The organism is Ruegeria sp. YTSC199 (assembly GCF_059609725.1).
This window is the reverse complement of the sequence record NZ_JBXWMF010000011.1, coordinates 19,876-38,185: the sequence shown is the minus strand read 5'-3', so window position 1 is coordinate 38,185 and position 18,310 is coordinate 19,876. Positions and strand designations below refer to the sequence as shown.

General features: G+C 58.7%; 15 protein-coding genes. 6 read left to right on the top strand and 9 right to left on the bottom strand.

Features of this window, described 5'->3' with window-relative positions; all coding sequences use genetic code 11:
* The first annotated feature begins 53 nt into the window (after positions 1–53).
* The 3 genes from AC2FEE_RS12215 to AC2FEE_RS12205 all read left to right on the top strand — a co-directional run bounded on the left by AC2FEE_RS12215 (position 54) and on the right by AC2FEE_RS12205 (position 2,223).
* Positions 54–392 carry a P-II family nitrogen regulator gene (locus AC2FEE_RS12215; RefSeq protein ID WP_496865546.1) on the top strand — a complete coding sequence of 113 codons (339 nt, stop codon included), beginning with the start codon at positions 54–56 and terminating at the stop codon, positions 390–392.
* Positions 393–426: 34 nt separating this feature from the next.
* Positions 427–1,752: an ammonium transporter gene (locus AC2FEE_RS12210; RefSeq protein ID WP_496865545.1), complete on the top strand. Its 1,326-nt coding sequence runs from the start codon at positions 427–429 to the stop codon at positions 1,750–1,752.
* A 102-nt stretch (positions 1,753–1,854) separates the two neighbouring features.
* Positions 1,855–2,223: a hypothetical protein gene (locus tag AC2FEE_RS12205; protein ID WP_496865543.1), complete on the top strand. Its 369-nt coding sequence runs from the start codon at positions 1,855–1,857 to the stop codon at positions 2,221–2,223.
* A 22-nt stretch (positions 2,224–2,245) separates the two neighbouring features.
* On the opposite strand, the gene AC2FEE_RS12200 is transcribed toward AC2FEE_RS12205, so the two are convergent.
* The 4 genes from AC2FEE_RS12200 to AC2FEE_RS12185 all read right to left on the bottom strand — a co-directional run bounded on the left by AC2FEE_RS12200 (position 2,246) and on the right by AC2FEE_RS12185 (position 5,229).
* Positions 2,246–3,430, bottom strand: coding sequence for an amino acid aminotransferase (locus tag AC2FEE_RS12200; protein WP_496865542.1), 1,185 nt, complete (start codon positions 3,428–3,430; stop codon positions 2,246–2,248).
* On the bottom strand, positions 3,430–4,284 hold the full coding sequence (gene sseA, locus AC2FEE_RS12195; protein ID WP_496865540.1) for a 3-mercaptopyruvate sulfurtransferase: 855 nt from the start codon (positions 4,282–4,284) through the stop codon (positions 3,430–3,432). The genes AC2FEE_RS12200 and sseA overlap by 1 nt, the downstream gene beginning before the upstream one ends.
* 81 nt (positions 4,285–4,365) lie before the next feature.
* Positions 4,366–4,635: a CBU_0592 family membrane protein gene (locus AC2FEE_RS12190; protein WP_496865538.1), complete on the bottom strand. Its 270-nt coding sequence runs from the start codon at positions 4,633–4,635 to the stop codon at positions 4,366–4,368.
* Positions 4,636–4,665: 30 nt separating this feature from the next.
* Positions 4,666–5,229, bottom strand: a complete 564-nt coding sequence (locus AC2FEE_RS12185; RefSeq protein ID WP_496865536.1) for a helix-turn-helix domain-containing protein — start codon at positions 5,227–5,229, stop codon at positions 4,666–4,668.
* Between the two features lie 107 nt (positions 5,230–5,336).
* Between AC2FEE_RS12185 and ilvD the strand changes: the two genes are divergently transcribed.
* Positions 5,337–7,169 (top strand): dihydroxy-acid dehydratase, encoded by a 1,833-nt coding sequence (gene ilvD, locus AC2FEE_RS12180; RefSeq protein WP_496865535.1) that lies wholly within the window; start codon positions 5,337–5,339, stop codon positions 7,167–7,169.
* Between the two features lie 196 nt (positions 7,170–7,365).
* Here the strand turns inward: ilvD and AC2FEE_RS12175 are convergent, their stop codons facing one another.
* A complete protein-coding gene (locus AC2FEE_RS12175; protein ID WP_496865534.1) occupies positions 7,366–8,184 on the bottom strand; it encodes a sulfotransferase family protein in 819 nt (272 codons plus the stop codon).
* 141 nt (positions 8,185–8,325) lie between these two features.
* Between AC2FEE_RS12175 and AC2FEE_RS12170 the strand changes: the two genes are divergently transcribed.
* Positions 8,326–9,903 (top strand): DUF5928 domain-containing protein, encoded by a 1,578-nt coding sequence (locus AC2FEE_RS12170; RefSeq protein ID WP_496865533.1) that lies wholly within the window; start codon positions 8,326–8,328, stop codon positions 9,901–9,903.
* A 36-nt stretch (positions 9,904–9,939) separates the two neighbouring features.
* Here the strand turns inward: AC2FEE_RS12170 and amaB are convergent, their stop codons facing one another.
* The 3 genes from amaB to AC2FEE_RS12155 are packed head-to-tail and all read right to left on the bottom strand — an operon-like array spanning position 9,940 to position 13,096.
* A complete protein-coding gene (gene amaB, locus AC2FEE_RS12165; protein WP_496865531.1) occupies positions 9,940–11,451 on the bottom strand; it encodes an L-piperidine-6-carboxylate dehydrogenase in 1,512 nt (503 codons plus the stop codon).
* A 3-nt stretch (positions 11,452–11,454) separates the two neighbouring features.
* Complete coding sequence (locus tag AC2FEE_RS12160) at positions 11,455–12,612, bottom strand: saccharopine dehydrogenase family protein (RefSeq protein ID WP_496865708.1); 1,158 nt, start codon at positions 12,610–12,612, stop codon at positions 11,455–11,457.
* 58 nt (positions 12,613–12,670) lie between these two features.
* The gene (locus AC2FEE_RS12155; protein ID WP_496865529.1) at positions 12,671–13,096 is read right to left on the bottom strand and encodes a hypothetical protein; all 426 of its coding nucleotides are present in this window, start codon (positions 13,094–13,096) and stop codon (positions 12,671–12,673) included.
* Positions 13,097–13,555: 459 nt separating this feature from the next.
* Between AC2FEE_RS12155 and AC2FEE_RS12150 the strand changes: the two genes are divergently transcribed.
* The gene (locus AC2FEE_RS12150) at positions 13,556–17,146 is read left to right on the top strand and encodes a flavoprotein (protein ID WP_496865527.1); all 3,591 of its coding nucleotides are present in this window, start codon (positions 13,556–13,558) and stop codon (positions 17,144–17,146) included.
* Here AC2FEE_RS12150 and AC2FEE_RS12145 read toward each other — a convergent pair.
* A complete protein-coding gene (locus AC2FEE_RS12145) occupies positions 17,143–18,306 on the bottom strand; it encodes a hypothetical protein (protein ID WP_496865525.1) in 1,164 nt (387 codons plus the stop codon). The two genes, AC2FEE_RS12150 and AC2FEE_RS12145, sit on opposite strands and share 4 nt — an antisense overlap.
* Positions 18,307–18,310: the final 4 nt, after the last annotated feature.

Here is an 18,310-nt window from a genome sequence, read left to right as displayed (position 1 = left end):
TTTTTCTGCAGGTGCAAACAAACCGGGCAGACCGGGAAGCAGAGGGGAAGAACGTGAAACTGATCATTGCGACAATCAAGCCGTTCAAGCTCGAGGAGGTGCGCGAGGCACTGACCGAAGCGGGCATACGCGGCATGATGGTGACCGAAATCAAGGGCTTCGGCTCGCAATCCGGTCACACGGAAATCTATCGCGGCGCCGAATACGCCGTGAACTTCGTACCCAAGATCAAGCTCGAAATCGTGGTCCCTGCCACGATGGCCGACCAGATCGTCGAAACCATCACCAACACCGCCAAGACCGGCAAGATCGGTGACGGCAAGATTTTTGTCCTCGATGTCGAGCAGGCCCTGCGCGTGCGGACCGGGGAAACGAACGAAGAGGCGCTGTAAGGCGCCCCCATTCACAAACATTCGAGGACTGACAATGAACCTGATGAAATCTCTCATCCCTGCTGCCGCGATCGTCGCGCTGCCGCAGATGGGTCTTGCGCAAGAGGCCGCTGGCGGCGAGACCGCGCAACACACGCAATTTATCCTGACCTCACTGCTGTTCCTGGTTGGCGGTTTCCTGGTGTTCTGGATGGCTGCGGGCTTTGCCATGCTCGAGGCCGGTCTGGTGCGCTCCAAGAATGTCGCCATGCAGCTGGTCAAGAACATGGGCCTGTTTTCGTTTGCAGCCATCATGTACTGGCTGGTCGGTTATGGCCTGATGTATCCCGGAGACGGCTGGATGATCAGCGGTGTTCTGGGCGCTATCTCGCCTGCATCGCTTGAGGCCGTAGGTCTGGACGGCGTGAATGCCGACCTGTCCTATGCAACCGTTGGCTCGGACTTCTTCTTCCAGCTGATGTTCTGCGCCACCACCGCGTCCATCGTGTCGGGCACCGTGGCAGAGCGGATCAAATTGTGGCCGTTCTTCGCCTTCGTGATTGTCCTGACCGGCATCATCTACCCGATCGAAGCGTCCTGGCAGTGGGGCGGCGGCTGGTTGTCCGAGATGGGCTTCAGCGATTTCGCCGGCTCGACCCTGGTGCATGCCGCGGGTGGTTTCGCAGCGCTGGCCGGTGCCATCGTTCTGGGCCCTCGTATCGGCAAGTACAACAAGGACGGCAAAGTGGTTCCCATCCCCGGTTCGAACCTGGCGCTGGCAACCTTGGGTACGTTCATCCTGTGGCTGGGTTGGTTCGGCTTCAACGGCGGTTCACAGCTGGCCATGGGCACCATTGGTGACATCGCCGACATCAGCCGAATCTTCGCCAATACCAACATGGCCGCTGCTGCCGGTGCCGTCGCCGCACTGATCCTGACGCAGGTGATGTTTGGCAAGGTCGACCTGACCATGGTTCTGAACGGCGCGCTGGCCGGTCTGGTGTCGATCACCGCTGAACCGCTGGCTCCGTCGCTGTTCCAGGCGCTGATCATCGGTGCAGTTGGTGGTGTAATTGTAGTCTTCGCTGTCCCGATGCTGGACAAGATGAAGATCGACGACGTTGTCGGCGCAATCCCGGTTCACCTGATTGCAGGCTTCTGGGGCACCTTCATCGTGGCCTGGACCAACGGTGACGCGTCCTTTGTGACCCAGATCATTGGCTTCGCAGCCATCGGTATCTTTGTCTTCGTGGTCAGCTTCATCCTCTTCTCGATCCTCAAGGCAACTGTTGGCCTGCGGGTTGGCGAGGAAGAAGAGATCAACGGTCTGGATATGGGCGAGCTGGGTATGGAAGCCTACCCTGAGTTCTCGAAAGGTTGAGATCATTGAATAACAAAACGGCCCCGGCCCTGTGCTGGGGCCGTTTTTGTGCGGCAGTCATTTTTGGGTTAAAATCAGAGTGTCAAAATAGGGGGGAGTGCAATGCCGGACGCACCGCACACGCTTGTTGGCACAAGCCTGGAATGGACTGGAGTTCACCACTCCGGGCATGGCGATTTCGAAGACTTATCGACACACACGGTCAGCTACGAAACCGAAAACACCTGTTATGTCACCGCGAACGGCATGCTGGTAGGCGAAGCGGACTACACATATCGCCGCCTTGATGAACAGGTCGGCATATGTATCTACCACCCTCGTGAGTATCAGGGCAGAACCAATGTCGTGCTACATGCCATTTTTGACTTTCGCGCGATGAAAGATCGGGCCGTGATAACCGCAGACGGAAATCCTTTCGCCGTGGCGGACGGAGATATGCAGTTCGTCAAAACTCCGCCACGCCCGGGCTGAACCGGGCGTGACAGCCGTCCGATCAGACGCCGACGTCGACAATTGCCTTGGCAAGGATCGGCACAGTGTCTGCATTCAGCCCCGCGACGTTCAGGCGACTGTCGCCGACCATGTAGATGCCGTGATCGGCGCGCAGCTTTTCGACCAGTTCCGGTGCGGCGCCCAGTCGCGAGAACATGCCGCGGTGCTGTGCGATAAAGCCGAAACGGTCAGATCCACTCAGGCGCTGAAGCTCGTCTGACAGTTGCTGGCGCAGACCCAGCATGGACAGGCGGACCTCTTCCAACTCGGCGGCCCAATCGGCGCGCAGGGCATCGTCGGTCAGGATCGTGGTCACGACGCGCGCGCCGTGATCGGGCGGAAAGGAATAGTTCTGGCGGTTCAGAAACGCCAGAGTCGCCTGATTCAGAGCTGTTTGCGCCGTATCATCGCTGATCGCCATCAGCAAACCGGTGCGTTCACGGTAAACGCCGAAATTCTTCGAACAGGACGCCGCGATCAGGCAACGCTTGACCGACGAGGCCACCAGACGGGTCGCCTGCGCGTCTTCCTCCAGACCATCGCCAAAGCCCTGATAGGCAATGTCGATCATCGCCACGAGGCCGAGCTCGTTGATGATGTTCACGACCTCTTGCCACTGCACCATGTTCAGGTTGGCACCAGTGGGGTTGTGGCAGCAGCCATGCAACAGCACCACGTCGCCTGCCCTGGCGGTTTTCAGGTCCTCGACCATGCCGTCGAAATCAACGCCACGGGTCTCGCCGTCGAAGTAACGGTACTGGACCGTCTCCATTCCCAGATAGTTCAGGATCGACAGGTGGTTCGGCCAGGTCGGGTTCGACACGAAAACGCGCGCCGACGGGTTGGCCATCCGGATCATCTCGAACGCTTGCCGGCACGCGCCGGTGCCGCCCGGAGTCGCCACGGCGGCGATGTTGCTGCGCGGCACAGACGTACCGAGGATCAGGCTGATCATCGCATCTGCATAGGCGGGATCACCCGCCAGACCGGTATAAGCCTTGGTCTCCTGCTCTTCCCAGATGCGTTTTTCGGCGGCTTTGACCGCGCGCATCACCGGTGTGATGCCCTCGGCATTCTTGTAGACGCCAACACCCAGGTCGATCTTCTGATCACGCGGATCTTCGCGGTACATCTGCATCAGCGCCAGGATCTTGTCGGCGGGCTGCGGTTTGAGGTTCTCGAACATCAGTTCTCTCCGGTTGCGACGGGCAGGGTCGGGAAGGCACCCCATTCAGCCCAGGAGCCGTCATAAAGCGAATGATCTTTCTTGCCCAAGCGCTCGAGCGCAAGGCTGAGGATGGCGGCGGTCACGCCCGACCCACAGGATGTGATGGCCGGTTTCGACAGGTCCACGCCTGCGGCCTCGAACACGGCACGGCACTCGTCGGGCGACTTCATCGTGTGGTTTTTGTTCAGCAATGTACCGAATGGCACGTTGCGTGATCCGGGGATGCGGCCTGATCGCAGCCCTTCGCGCGGTTCTGGGTCTGTCCCCGCGAACCGACCAGCCGCGCGGGCGTCGATGATTTCATGATCGCCCAGCTTGGCGGCGGCAGAGACCTGCGTGACATCGCGCACAAGGTGGTTCTGAACCCGCACAGTCATATGGCGATCACGGATCACGGGGGGCAGATCCTCGATCTCACGCCCTTCGGCCTGCCATTTCGGGAACCCACCGTCGAGCACGGCAATGTTGTCCTGCCCCATCAGGCGGAACATCCACCACACCCGCGCTGCCGAAGACAGGCCCGAGCCATCATAGACCACCACCTGATGGCCATCGCCCACGCCCATCGCCCGCAGACGCGACATGAATTTCTCGACCGGTGGTGCCATATGCGGCAGGTCCGACCGGTGATCGGCGATATCATCGATATCAAAGAAACGGGCACCGGGGATATGGCCAGCGTCATATTCAGCCTTGGCGTCGCGCCCATGCTGCGGCAGGTACCACGACCCGTCAAGAACCCGCAGGTCAGGGTCCTTGAGATGGGCGGCAAGCCATTCGGTTGAAACGAGGGTTTTCGGATCGTCCTGCATCAAAGCCTCCCCAAAAGCGCGCTTGGTTTTTCCCTATACGCGCTCGCATTGGGGTTCAAGGCTGGATGGGGTGTTGTCTGTCTAACGCAGGCGCCTGAGGCGGAAAAACTGTATTATCCCGATCATGCTGATCAGAATCCAGAAGGATTCGATCAACATTGAGGCCAGGTTGAAGTTCTGAAACAGCGAATAGACGATCAGGATCGACCCCGCCAGATTCAGCACTGGAAACGCCAGATCATCCGAATTCATCATCCGCATCTGCGTGGCAAAGTACGCAGCCACAACGACCAATGCACCGAACGAGCCGACTGCATCAGCCAAGGTTAGAGATTCAAGAATACTGGCCATGGTTTGCCCTCAAACTTAGCGGGTTGAGTTTCAGCCGATTGCGGCCAGCGCATCGAGCTGTGCGTAGTGGTGCATGTTCAGAAACGCGGCCCCCTGATCGCCTGCTCGGTAGCCATGCGGCAGGTCTGCAGCAAACCGAAGGCCCTGACCGGCCTGCAGCGGCACCCACTTACCATCCCGCAGAATCTCAAGCGAGCCGTTCAGGACAAAGACCTCTTCGGTCACGCCTGTTGCGTGGGCGGCGGATTCGTGGCTCTGGTTCGGCGCGAGGTCGACGTGAAAGGTTTCAGCCCGCAAAGCAGGATCAAAGGGAAAGACGATCTTGACCTCGATGCTGCCGGGAAAAGTCACAGTTCGAAACACGTCCGGCGTGGCTGTATCGCGCAACGCCGCCGGGCCGATCAGAGCGCTGAGGGGCAGTTGAAACCCCTTTGCGATTTTCCACAGCGTCGCGATGGTTGGACTGGATTCGCCGCGCTCGATCTGGCCCAGCATGGCTTTGCTGACGCCGGTCATCTCGGCCACTTTGGACAGGCTCAGCCCCGAGGCCGCCCGCACATCCCTTAGTTTCAGCGTAATTTCGTCCGGTGCCATATCAATCGTCTTTCGAATCCCCTTGTGCGTTATAGCGCACATGTGGTACGTGCGCTATAACGCACATATCCCGCATATCGCAACCGGGGCAAAAGGGAAACAGCATCATGCCAATGTACCGATCCAGAACCTCCACTCATGGCCGCAACATGGCCGGTGCCCGCGGCCTGTGGCGCGCCACAGGCATGACCGACGGCGATTTCGGCAAGCCGATCATCGCCATCGTCAACTCGTTCACGCAATTCGTACCGGGCCACGTTCACCTGAAGGATCTGGGCCAGATGGTCGCGCGCGAGGTTGAGGCCGCAGGCGGTGTGGCCAAGGAGTTTAACACCATCGCGGTGGATGACGGCATCGCCATGGGCCATGACGGGATGCTGTATTCGCTGCCCTCGCGCGAAGTGATCGCGGATTCGGTCGAATATATGGTCAACGCGCACTGCGCCGATGCGATGGTCTGCATTTCGAATTGCGACAAGATCACCCCCGGCATGCTGATGGCCGCGATGCGCCTGAACATTCCCGCGATCTTTGTCTCGGGCGGCCCGATGGAGGCTGGCAAGATCGACATCGCCGATCTGGACGTCAAGAAAATCGACCTTGTGGATGCGATGGTTGCCGCCGCCGATGACAAGTACACCGACGAACAGGTGCAGCATATCGAGGAAAACGCCTGCCCCACCTGCGGGTCCTGCTCGGGCATGTTTACCGCCAACTCGATGAACTGTCTGGCCGAAGCGCTGGGTCTGGCGCTGCCGGGCAATGGCTCGACCCTGGCCACCCATGCCGACCGCAAGGAGCTGTTCCTCGAGGCCGGCCGTCGGATCGTCGAGATCACCAAACGTCACTACGATCTGGACGAAAAAGGCTTCCTTCCGCGCGAGATCGCGACCTTCGAAGCCTTTGAGAACGCGATGAGCCTGGATATCGCCATGGGCGGATCTACAAACACCGTTCTGCATCTGCTGGCCATCGCCCATGAGGGTGAGGTTGATTTCACCATGTCCCACATGGACCAGCTCAGCCGCAAAGTGCCCTGCTTGTGCAAGGTCGCGCCCAATACTGAGAACGTGCATATGGAGGACGTCCACCGTGCCGGTGGCATTTTCTCGATCCTCGGCGAGCTCAGCCGCGCCGGATTGCTGCACGAGGGCTGCGGCACGGTTCACTCGGGCACCATGGGCGAAGCGATTGCCAACTGGGATATCAAGGTCGCCAACAACCCCAAGGCGCAGGACCTGTTCAAGGCGGCCCCCGGCGGCGTGCGCACCACGCAAGCCTTCAGCCAGTCGAACCGCTACAAGGAATTGGATACCGATCGTGAAGGCGGTGTGATCCGCTCCAAGGAACACGCCTTCAGCCAGGATGGCGGTCTGGCGGTTCTGTTCGGCAACATTGCCCGCGATGGCTGTATCGTAAAAACCGCAGGTGTTGATCCGGCCAGCCTGACGTTCACCGGCACGGCCTATGTCTGCGAAAGCCAGGATCAGGCGGTCAACGATATCCTGACCGGCAAGGTTAAAGCGGGTGACGTTGTGGTAATCCGTTATGAAGGCCCGCGCGGGGGTCCAGGGATGCAAGAGATGCTGTACCCGACCTCGTATCTGAAATCCAAAGGCTTGGGCAAAGCCTGCGCCCTGCTGACCGATGGCCGCTTCTCGGGTGGTACGTCCGGCCTGTCCATTGGTCATGTCTCGCCCGAAGCTGCCGAAGGTGGTGAAATCGGGCTGGTGCGTCAGGACGACAAGATCGAAATCGACATCCCCAACCGCTCGATCCACCTGGCCGTGTCTGACGAGGAACTGGCCACACGGCGCAAAGAGCAGGACGAAAAAGGTTGGGTGCCGGCCGAACCACGCAAGCGTAAAGTATCAACCGCGCTCAAGGCCTATGCCAAGCTGACGACCAGCGCCGCCAAAGGCGCCGTGCGTCAGGTCTGAGTAATGAGAACCGGTCCTGATTGGGACCGGCTCTTTCCGCCCTCAAAAGGCTCCCGCGCCCGAAACGCACCATCGGCTGCGCCGATGTCACATTCGCCCTTGGGCCCGGCGCCGCGTTTTGCGCGGCGCCGGGCCCAACCAGAGGAAGTGTCTCGTCAGAGACATTGACGATGGGCGAGAGTTCCCGGGAATTGCGTCAATCGCCCAGTTTGGCGTGGACCTCATCCAGATCGATTTCACCAATCGGCATCTTGTTCGCCGGGTTTTCGAAATCGTATTTGAACAGTTCGAAATCCTGTTTGTAGATTTCATACACCAGATGCATCGACAGATCGTCGAAATAATCTTCAACCGGGTGGACGCGTTTTGGTCCGTGGCCTTCGGACTCATTGAACCGAGGGATGTCTGACAGGTTCACCGCGTGCGGTGTTTCGAGATTGTCCAGAACACCCTGCATCCCGTCGTTGAATTTCTCGGTCCAGAATATCCGGTCATAACACCCACCATTTGCGATGAAGGTCGAGACGTGCCCTGACATCGCCGACCAATGGATGTCGGGATCCATCGGCCTACGCCAGCGGATCGTATCCCGCGCGAACAGAAGAAAGCGGCGGAAGCTGGCGATCTGGTCGAACTCTCCCTTGCCGTCATCGCCACCCACTTCGATCCCGTAATTGTAAATCAGCGTCGGGACCAGATTGCCCCGGTAACGTTTTCCGTTCCGCTGAATGCCGCAGATCTTGTCGAAGAACGAGCTTAGAATCCGCGTGTAGGGATTGCGCACGCAGGTAAAGGAAAAGGACGCGTGGTTGCGGATATTGACCGAGATGCGGTCCTGGCTATTGTCGAATGCCCATTTGTGCATCCCGTCCTTGGCGTCGTGGATATCGCCATCAAAGAACCGGCCATGGTCCGAGTAGTACATGATCTGTCCGATGGTCGAACAGGCGCATTTCGGAACAACACGGTACACCATGCTTTCACTTTCGGTCATCCATGTGCCGGGAAAACCCATATACTGCGCCTCCTTAAAAGATCAGAACTCATTAAACTTGCCTGCTTTTGCGCCCAAAAAACCAAAAATATTCTGTTTATTCAATCGCCCATCCTCAGTATCACGGAACAAACAGCCTAAAACGGATATCATAGATTCGATATGGCAAAGATTGCCTATATTCTTTTGTGCCACAAAGACCCCGAGGCAATCATTGCACAGGCCGAGCAATTGACCGCTGCCGGGGACTGTATGGCCATTCACTTTGATGCGCGGGCCAACGCCGCGGCGTATGACAGTATCCGCGCCGCTCTGAAGGACAATCCGAACGTCGCTTTCGCGGCAAAACGCATCAAGTGTGGCTGGGGCGAATGGTCTTTGGTTCAGGCAACGCTGAATGCCCTGCAGGCTGCCGTTGATGCCTTTCCCCGCGCCACGCATTTCTACATGCTGTCCGGCGATTGCATGGCGATCAAAACGGCTGAATACGCCCATTGGTTTCTGGACGAAAACGACAAGGACTTTGTCGAAAGCCACGATTTCTTTGCCAGCAACTGGATCAAGACCGGCATGAAGGACGACCGGCTGATCTATCGCCATTTCTTCAACGAACGCACCCAGAGCAAACGGTTCTACACCTCATACGAGTTGCAGAAACGCTTTGGCCTGACCCGCGACATACCGGCGGATATTCAGGTCATGATCGGCAGCCAATGGTGGTGCCTGCGCCGTCGCACGGTCGAGATGATCCTAGACTTCCTGCAGCAGCGCCCGGATGTGAAGCGCTTTTTCTCGACCACCTGGATCCCGGATGAAACCTTTTTCCAGACCCTCGTCCGCCACCTGATCCCGAAGGAAGAGATCGAAAACCGCACCCCCACCTTCCTGATGTTCTCGGATTACGGGATGCCGGTGACCTTCTACAACGACCACTATGACATGTTGCTTGGGCAGGACTACCTGTTCGCCCGCAAAATCAGCCCCGAGGCGCATGAGCTGAAAGAGCGTTTGGGCAAGCTCTACGCCAGCGAAGGGATCGAGTTCAAAATCTCGGACGAAGGTCGCAACCTGTTTGGTTTCTTGACTGGGCGCGGGCGGGTTGGCCGCCGGTTCGGACAGCGGTTTTGGGAGGCCGGCAATACGTTGGGCCCCGAACGCGAAATTTATCTGATTGCCTGCAAAAAATGGCATGTTGCCAAGCGACTGGTCGATCAGATTAGTTCTGAGACGGATGTTCCTTGCGTCGAATACCTGTTCAACGAAGAAAACAGTCCGCTGCCTGATATGGGCGGAATCGAGACGAGCCTGCTCAAACGTTCGCGACACCGGCGCGCGGTGGTGCGTATGTTGTTCGAACATTTCGGCACCGACAAGCTGGTATTTTGCGTGGACCCGGCCAATCTGGATATCATTCAGGATTTCTGCGCCGATCAGGCCAAGACACATGTTTTGGAGATCGAATGTGAGTATTCCGACGACTACCTGATCGGTCACGCCCGCAGGGTCGGGCTGGCTGGAGAAAACAGCCCTACTGAAACGGTCGCGCGGCTTGTGCCGACGCTGCGCAATTCACTCAGCTACGAATCCGAACTGATCCGCGGGGCCGGGTTTGACGGGTATTTGCGTATCCGGGAAACCAGCCCGCGTGCCGAAAACGAGGCAGCCGTGGCCGAGTTTCTGGGTGTGTCACAAGACAAGGCACAAGCAGTGATGCGGCTGGATTACCTGTTTGCGGATTGACCCGGCGGGGCCTTCTTGCACCGCCGGGTCTTTCGATCAGATGTCGAATTTGACGCCTTGTGCCAGTGGCAGTTCTGACGAGTAGTTCACGGTGTTGGTCTGACGCCGCATATAGGCCTTCCAAGCGTCCGAACCGCTTTCGCGCCCGCCGCCGGTTTCCTTTTCACCGCCAAAGGCGCCACCGATCTCGGCACCCGAGGGGCCAATATTGATATTGGCGATACCACAATCGGACCCGGCCGCGGTCAGAAACTGCTCGGCCTCGCGCATGTTCAGCGTGAACACGCAGGACGACAGGCCCTGCGGCACGTCGTTCTGTATCTCGATGGCATCGTCGAAGTCATCATACTCCATAACGTAGAGGATCGGGGCAAAGGTCTCGGTCTTCACCGTGGCCGTCTGGCCGGGCATCTCGACGATGGCGGGTTGCATATAGACGCCGTCGGGCACGTCTTCGGTCACCCGGTCGCCGCCGAACACGGTGCCGCCTTCGGCCTTTGCAGCCTCCAACGCGGTGGTCATCGCCGCGCCCGAGGCCTCGTCCACCAGCGGGCCGATCAATGTGCCCTCGGTCAGCGGGTTGCCGATGGGCAGACCGGCATAGGCCTTTTTCAGTCGGCTCACCAGTTCGGCGCGGATCGATTTGTGCACGATCAGACGGCGCAGTGTTGTGCAGCGCTGACCGGCAGTGCCCACAGCCGAGAACACGATCGCCCGCACCGCCATTTCCAGATCGGCCGAGGGGCCAACAATCATCGCATTGTTGCCGCCAAGCTCAAGAATGCACTTGCCGAACCGCTGCGCCACGATAGGCGCGACAGCGCGGCCCATACGGGTCGAGCCCGTCGCCGAGATGACCGGCACATCCTCACTGGCCACCAGCGTCTCGCCCAGCGCGGCGCCGCCGATCAGGGTTTGCAGCAGGTGGTCGGGCGCATCGCCAAACCGGGCCAGTGCACGTTCGAAAATCTTCTGGCAGGCCATCGCGGTCAGCGGGGTCTTTTCAGATGGTTTCCAGATCACCGTGTCCCCACAAACCAGCGCAATCGCCGCGTTCCACGACCAGACCGCAACCGGGAAGTTGAAGGCCGAGATCACACCGACAGGACCCGCCGGGTGCCAGGTCTCCATCATCCGGTGGCCGGGACGTTCCGAGGCGATGGTCAGGCCGTATAGCTGCCGCGACAGGCCGACAGCAAAGTCGCAGATGTCGATCATCTCCTGCACTTCGCCCAGACCTTCCGAGGTGATCTTGCCTGCCTCCCAACTGACCAACGCACCCAGATCCTCCTTGGCGGCACGCAATTCTTCGCCCAGCAGGCGGATTAACTCACCCCGACGCGGGGCCGGAACCGTGCGCCAGGCTTTGAACGCCGCCTTGGACCGGTCGAAGATGGCGTCCATCCCGGACGCGGGTGTCTCATGCACCTCGGCCAGCAGGCTGCCATCAATCGGGGATCGTACTGCCAGGGTTCCGCCGGTCAGTTCCGCCTTGGTCAGGTCCAGATTGGCAAGGGTGGTTTGTGCAGTCATCACGATGTCTTTCATATCTCAGGCCGCCTTGTTCTGTTCGGTTGCGTCGCCAGCGCGATAGAGCCGGCCAAATTCAGTGTTGAGGAAATCGGACAGGTTCACCTGTTCCTGCCGGACGAAGCCTGTGCTGGGCAGAGACCCCGCCCGCATCAGATCGACCACGCCCAGAACACCTGCGGCAGTGGTGACCTGAATGGCGCTCCAGACCTGTCCGTTGATCGTGCGGGCAAAGCTCTTGTTGATCAGGGATTTCTCGCGAAGAGAGCCGTCGATCAGGCCTTTGGCGGTGCAATAGACCAGAACCACATCCTGATCGGTGCGTGGCAGGGCCGTTTCGAAAATGTCCTTCAGCAGATCCCGGCGGCGTTCCAGCCCGAGGTCCTTCAGCAACAGCTTCAGGATATCGCAATGACCCGGGTACCGGATCGAGCGATAGGAGACAGCCCGCGCCTTGCCCTCAAGCGTTTCCGGCAACGTGCCCAGCCCGCCCGAGGTGTTGAAGCACTCGTATTCCACTCCGTCGTGGCCAAGCACCTCATAGTCTTCCAGCGGCGCGGTTTTCACACGCTCACCATTCACGATGGCATCGCAGGGGTTGCAATACTCGTTGATCAGCCCGTCGGTGGACCATGTCAGATTGTATTTCAAGGCATTGGTCGGATAGAGCGGCAAGGCCCCGACCCGCATGTGCAGACTGTCCAGTTCGTCGAATTCCGACGCCAGTGCCGCCCCGGTGATGCCGACAAATCCCGGAGCCAACCCACATTGCGGCATGAAGGCGGTGGCGCTGTCCTCGGCGAGTTCACGCACGGCGTTGGTCGCGGCAACATCTTCGGTCAGATCAAAGTAATGCGCGCCTGCGGTCTTGGCGGCTTTGGCAATCTTTGGGGTCAGAAAAAACGGCGCCGCCGAAATCACGGCATCGAATCCGGCAAGCCCCTGCGCCAGTTGCGCTTCATCCGCCACATCGATCTGCCGGGTCGCAATCCCCTGCTTGTTGAGCCCCGACAACGCAGCCAGATCGCGGTCCGCCACGGTGACCGAATAGTTGGATGATGATTGCAGCAGGCTGGCGATCATCTGACCGATCTTGCCTGCCCCTATGACACAAATGTTCCAGCTCAAAACGCGCCTCCTCTTTCGTTTATTGAGAGTATGAGGCGTGGGCTGTTCAATTCGCAGGGGGTATCTTGACGAAAACACCGAAAGTTACATCATTATGACGATACTTTCGTCACTTTGTCTCAGGCGATCTGCGCCATGCGCGATGCAACCGCCTCAGCCGGGGGAGCAGCGCGGCGACGTTCATCTCGATCAACGCCTGTTTCGCGGCGGCAACCACGGTGTACATCACGTCCGCATCCATGCGACCGACGCAGCCAACCCGAAAGCTCTCCGCTTCGGTCAGCGCCTGCAGGAAGGCCGCAACCACAAGCGTGATCGCCAGGTCGTCGGCCAGAACAAGCGCCTTGCCATCAATCGAGATCAGCGAGGTCCGCATCGCCGCGATCGCGAAGGTGCCGGATCCCTGCACGGGCACACAGTCATAGGCTTCCTTGTCGTCGCCCAGCAGGTCCAGAAGCCGGGCGCGCAATTCGGCCGTCATGCCGCGAAAATCGCCGCACCAGCTACCCCAATCGCGCAGCATCGCCTGTTTCACGGAATAAGAAGTCGTCAGCGGCCCGGCAACAGCAGGAAGGGCTCTCCGAGTTCGGGGCCGGGGAAGGGTGACATGTCAGATGGCCTTGATCACGGAATCGGCATGGCCAACAGCAATTTGCATGATCCTGTTTTTACCGGACACAATAGCGTTTCCCTATGAAGAGGTGAGGTGTCAGAAATCTGACATCAAAGCTTGGAGAAGTGGGCAGGTTCGACCTTTGTTAATTCGTGCAGTCAAATCAGGAACATCCGTGATTTTTGGTTCCAATTAAGCTACGGTGCGGCCAATTGGGCCATTTTGTTCGCAAAATTCCTGCGGCCGCGTGGCCCGGCCAGCGCAGAATGCCCCATCGGGCCGGTCATGAGATTCCGTATGACCACTGCTGCCTAACGTAGGCGCAAGACACAGCGTTGGTTCCTTTATGCGTTTCACGGCTAAGTTCAGGGGGGAACAGACGTGCCTAAGGACCCGATTGAAAACACCATTTCCTTCACTCCAACCGAACCCGAATGGGTACTGATACAGGAGATTCTGCCTGCAGATGATCCAACCGCTATCCGATCGCATTTCGAATGTTTCGAAGTGGCTGAGGAAACGGTTCTGCCCTCGCAGGGCATGTATGTGGTGCTTGGCGGCGAAGTACATCTGCGCCAGGACGGGGCAGTACTGGCCACCGCCGATACGGGTGACTATTTCTACGAAGAACATCTTGAGATTTTCGACATTCCCGTCAGCCTCGAGGCGCTGGCCACACCCGGCACCAAGTTGGCCTACCTGTCCAGCAACCACTGGTTCGAAATACCGACCAAGGTGCGTGAGGCCTGTTACGCGACCCTGTTCGGCGATCTGGTCAGCGTGCATCTGCAGAATTTCCAGCAACCGATCAACTGCTGCAGCGTCACGGCGGCAGCGCTGAGCATGTCGGCGTTGGGGTTCAGCTGCGAAGTCAACGACATCTTCCGCGAATGCGCCTTGCCGACCTCATTCGTGGTGAATGACGGTATTTCGTTGGGCGAGCTATATGACGTCGCCTGTACCTTTATCCACTCGCAGGGCCTGCGCGATCGGGTACAGGTTCAGGCCTATTTCATGGATGAGGCCACCACCTCGGTCAAGCTGCTGTTGGAAGCGATTGACGAATCCAACCGGCTGGGCGGCGATAACGACATCCTGGTGGCGAATTTCCAGGTCGGCGTTGCCCATGGCAAACCAAATATGCCGGGCGGGCACTTTGCCATCATCGCCAAGTGCAACCCCAGCACCGGATTGGTGCACATGATGGACGTTCACCCCGAAAAATACGGCAAGCTTTGGGTCACCACAGTGGATCGCATCTGGGCCGGGATGTCGGACCGTGACGGAACCTCGATGCGGTCGCGGGGCATCCTGCGGTTCTCAGCCCGCGAGGCGGTGAAGACCAACCTGCAGACGCTGCAGCAGGACTGCAACTATGTCGACAGCACACAGTATCTGGCAAAGGACCCAAAGAAACGGCGCAATCTGTTCCGGCGGGCCAGCCCGAACATGAACTCGCTTGGAGTATTGGCCGAAAGCCTTGCGATTCTGGGCGATGCGCAGGTTGATGAAGACAAGCTGCTGATCGCAACGCAAACCAATTTCACGGACGCGCTCAGCCGGGTGTCCACCGCGAAAGAGATGCACGCACTGGCACAGCGCTATCTCAGCCAGTCACCGGACGTGCATCTGGGCAGCACATTCCACGGCTATGCCACCCGTAAGGGCGGCGAGGAAAAAGCGCCCGAGGATTGGTTCCGCGACAAACTTCGCAGTCTGAACGAAGAGCAGGACCGGCACCTGATGATCAATATCGACTTCAACCGCGTGCTGGGGTTCGAAGTCATCCGCCCGCCCGAGAATGTGTTTCGCGAGACCGCGTTGCTGGAAGAGTTCTGGTGCCTTTGCATTGCCTATGAAGAGGAAAACGATCTGGTGACCGTGGTGGACATGAGCCCTGCCACCTCGCAGGTCTGGCAGGCGCCGTGCGAACACATCTTCCGCGGCCTGCGCGACCTGAAAAACCCGGCGATGCTGGTGATCGAGGAACACGAGCCGCCCGAAGACCCCACCGACGTTGCCCGCATCGTGGCGAACAACCCGATCGTCATGTTCTATGCGGATGAGGACCCGTGGTCCTACATGCTGCGCAGTATTCTGGCCAATATCGGCTTAACCAGCGTCAAGCTGATCGACATCGAAGGTCATGGGGCCAATGTGATGAAGATGCGGCGGCAGCTGAACGTGCTTACGGGCAAGGAAAAGGCGCCGTATCTATTCTTTCAGGGCGAATGTCTGGGCCGACGCACGGATATTGTCGACATGATCCTGAAAGGTCACTTGCAGGAACGGGTGCACGAGGCCGGGCTGCCGGTTCTGCTGCGCCATGAATCCCCCAGTCTGGACAAGAACATCTTTGGCTACCCCAAGGGCGGCTTGACCGATGCGCCGACAGAAAAACGCAACGTGCTGCTATGCGCCTGCGGATCGTCGGCGGCCGACAAGGTGCCGGAACTGGTGGAAAGGATCACAGCGGCCGGGCACAACGTGAAACTGATCCCGTCGGTTTCGGCCGAGAAGTTCTTTCGCGATTTCGGCACCGAACGGATCGAGAAATGCATTACCCACAATGACTATTACCGCGATGATGACGAATGGAACTTCCGCTATATCGAGTTCGGCATGCCCCTGCGCGCCTCGCATCTGGCGCTGTGCGACTGGGCCGATTGCGTGGTCGTGGCACCGGTTACCTGCAACACGATGGGCAAGATCGCCAACGGGATTGCCGATAACCTGCTGACCTCGGTCTTTGTGGCATGGCAGTACCGGAACAAGCCGGTGATCCTCTGCCCTGCCTGCAACACGAACATGTGGAACAACGTCACCACTCAGAGAAACGTGGAAAAGCTGCGCGATCTGGGCATTGATCTGGTCGGCCCGCGCAAGGGTCGCCTGTCCAACGGCATGATGGGGATCGGCATGATGGCCACCCCGGACCAGATCATGGAGGTGCTGGACGAAGCCTTCGAAGAACTGGCCGATCAGGAGCACAACATCTGCAAATGGGCGCAGGAGGCCGCCGCCTCGGACGATATCGCGCAATGGGGCCGGGTATTCCAGGCCATCGACACCGGTATGGCCGGAATTGACATCGTCGATGACAGCAATGGCGACACGCTGCTGCATTATGCGGCGGGCGGCGAAGGCGAGCTGAACGATGAAGGCATTGATCTGGGCAAACCGGACCTTGAGGCCGCGCAGTCGCTGATCGACCGAGGCATCAACGTAAACGCCACCAACGATCACGGCTTTACCAGCTTGCATGTGGCGGTGATGAACAACTCGGTCGAAATGGTGGAAATCCTGCTGGGGGCCGACGGGATCGACGCCAGTTCCTGCATTCACTTCCTGCAAAACCCAAACAACACCAAGGACATCAAACTGGCGGAAGAAATCGTCGAGATGCTGGACGATTGGGCCAACACTCACACCCTGACCGAATTGGCGGAAGAGGACGAAAGCGATCTGGTCGAGGATCGGGAAAAGACTTACCTTTACTTCACTTATGGCTCGCTCAAGAAGGGGTTCCCGAACCACGATGCTCATGCCGAAGTGCTGGATGACTTCGTGGGCGAAGCAGTGACCCGCCAGCGGATGCCCCTGATTGTCCCGCACGAGCCGCATTGCGACAATCCCAACTGCGGGTTCCTGCATCGCATGGCCACGCTGGTCGACCAGAAAGGCCGTGGCAAAGCGGTGAAAGGCGAGGTCTACCGCGTCTCATCCTCCGGGATGAAAGAACTGGACAAGCTGGAAGGCTACCATGGTCCCGGCTCGCCAGAGAATGTCTATGTGCGCAAGCGGATCAACGTGTTGATCAACGGCGTGAAAAAACCCGCCTATACCTATGTGATCGCGCACCCCACCAAGTATCTGGATCAATGGGAACAGGGCACCTCTGGCATCGTCGCGGAATACACGTTGGATATGGCCACGGGAACGCCCAAGCCGGACTATCAGCCACCCGCCTAGTTCTGCATCTCGATCACGGCCTCATCGTCCGGATCAGCCTTGAGGCTGAGATTATAGGCCGTGATCGCCAGCATGCACAGCAGGACAAAGGGCCAGAACGCGGCTTTTGGGATCAGATTGTCCTTAAAGTGGATGACCCGCAGCGAGGGCACTGCCTCGGACGCAAAAAGATAGGTGTTGATCGAGACCGCCAGCAGCAGAAAATACATCAGGAAAAAGAACGATTCCATGTAGATCACCGGCGATCCGGCAAAGCCCTCGCGCAGTTGCACATGGGCCAGCAGGATCACGAAGAACAGGACCGAACAGGTGCCGATCACGCTGGAGGTGCTGAAATCGTGGCGCTCCACCAGATCGGGGCGGCGGGTGACGGTCATCACCGCGCCAAACAGCAGCATCGTCACCACGATCAGGGGGATCATGTGGACGATGAAGGCATTGCCGAAATTGCGCTTTATAACGAAGTTATAGTGCAGTTCCGGCCGGTTGGTCTGAAACTCGTTTTCGCCAATACCCAACGTGGTATCCAGATCGGACAGGCGATAGTCGAAATAGGTGTTCTCCCGCTCCCACGTGCCCATGACGATGCGGTTGTCGATGCCAAAGATATCCTCCGGACCGGTGGCCGGATAGGCCGAAAAGTCCGGTATTAGAGCCACATCTACGTCAAACTCACCGGGCCAGAACCGGACCCAGACAGTTTTGTGGTCAAACGGATAGCTGGTGTAGTCAAAGCTTTGCCGCAGCGTCTGTTCGAAATACCAGCCGATCAGTTCCGACCCGTCCTGGTCCATACGATAGACTTCTTCAATCAGGCCATTCGCGGCATCGGTGGCCTCGGGCAGGATAAACCCCACCTCGCCTTCGGGCGGTTTGATTGCGTCATGGATGCCATCTTCGTAGTGCTGCCAGATATAGCCGCTGACATGCACGTCGCTGGCGCCGGTAAAGCTGAAGGATTTGATGAAGATGCCGGTTCTGACGCGATAATCCGGCGCATTCCCCAGCTTTTGCAGGTAGTCATCAACCGAGGCCTGATCCGGCAGCTGCGTCGGATCGCCTTCGAAATGGTTCAGCGCGACCAGAAACTTGAACAGCAGCGCCGCCAGACCAAACGTCAGGGCGCCGGAAATCCACCAAACCTTCTTTTCGATGCTCATCCAG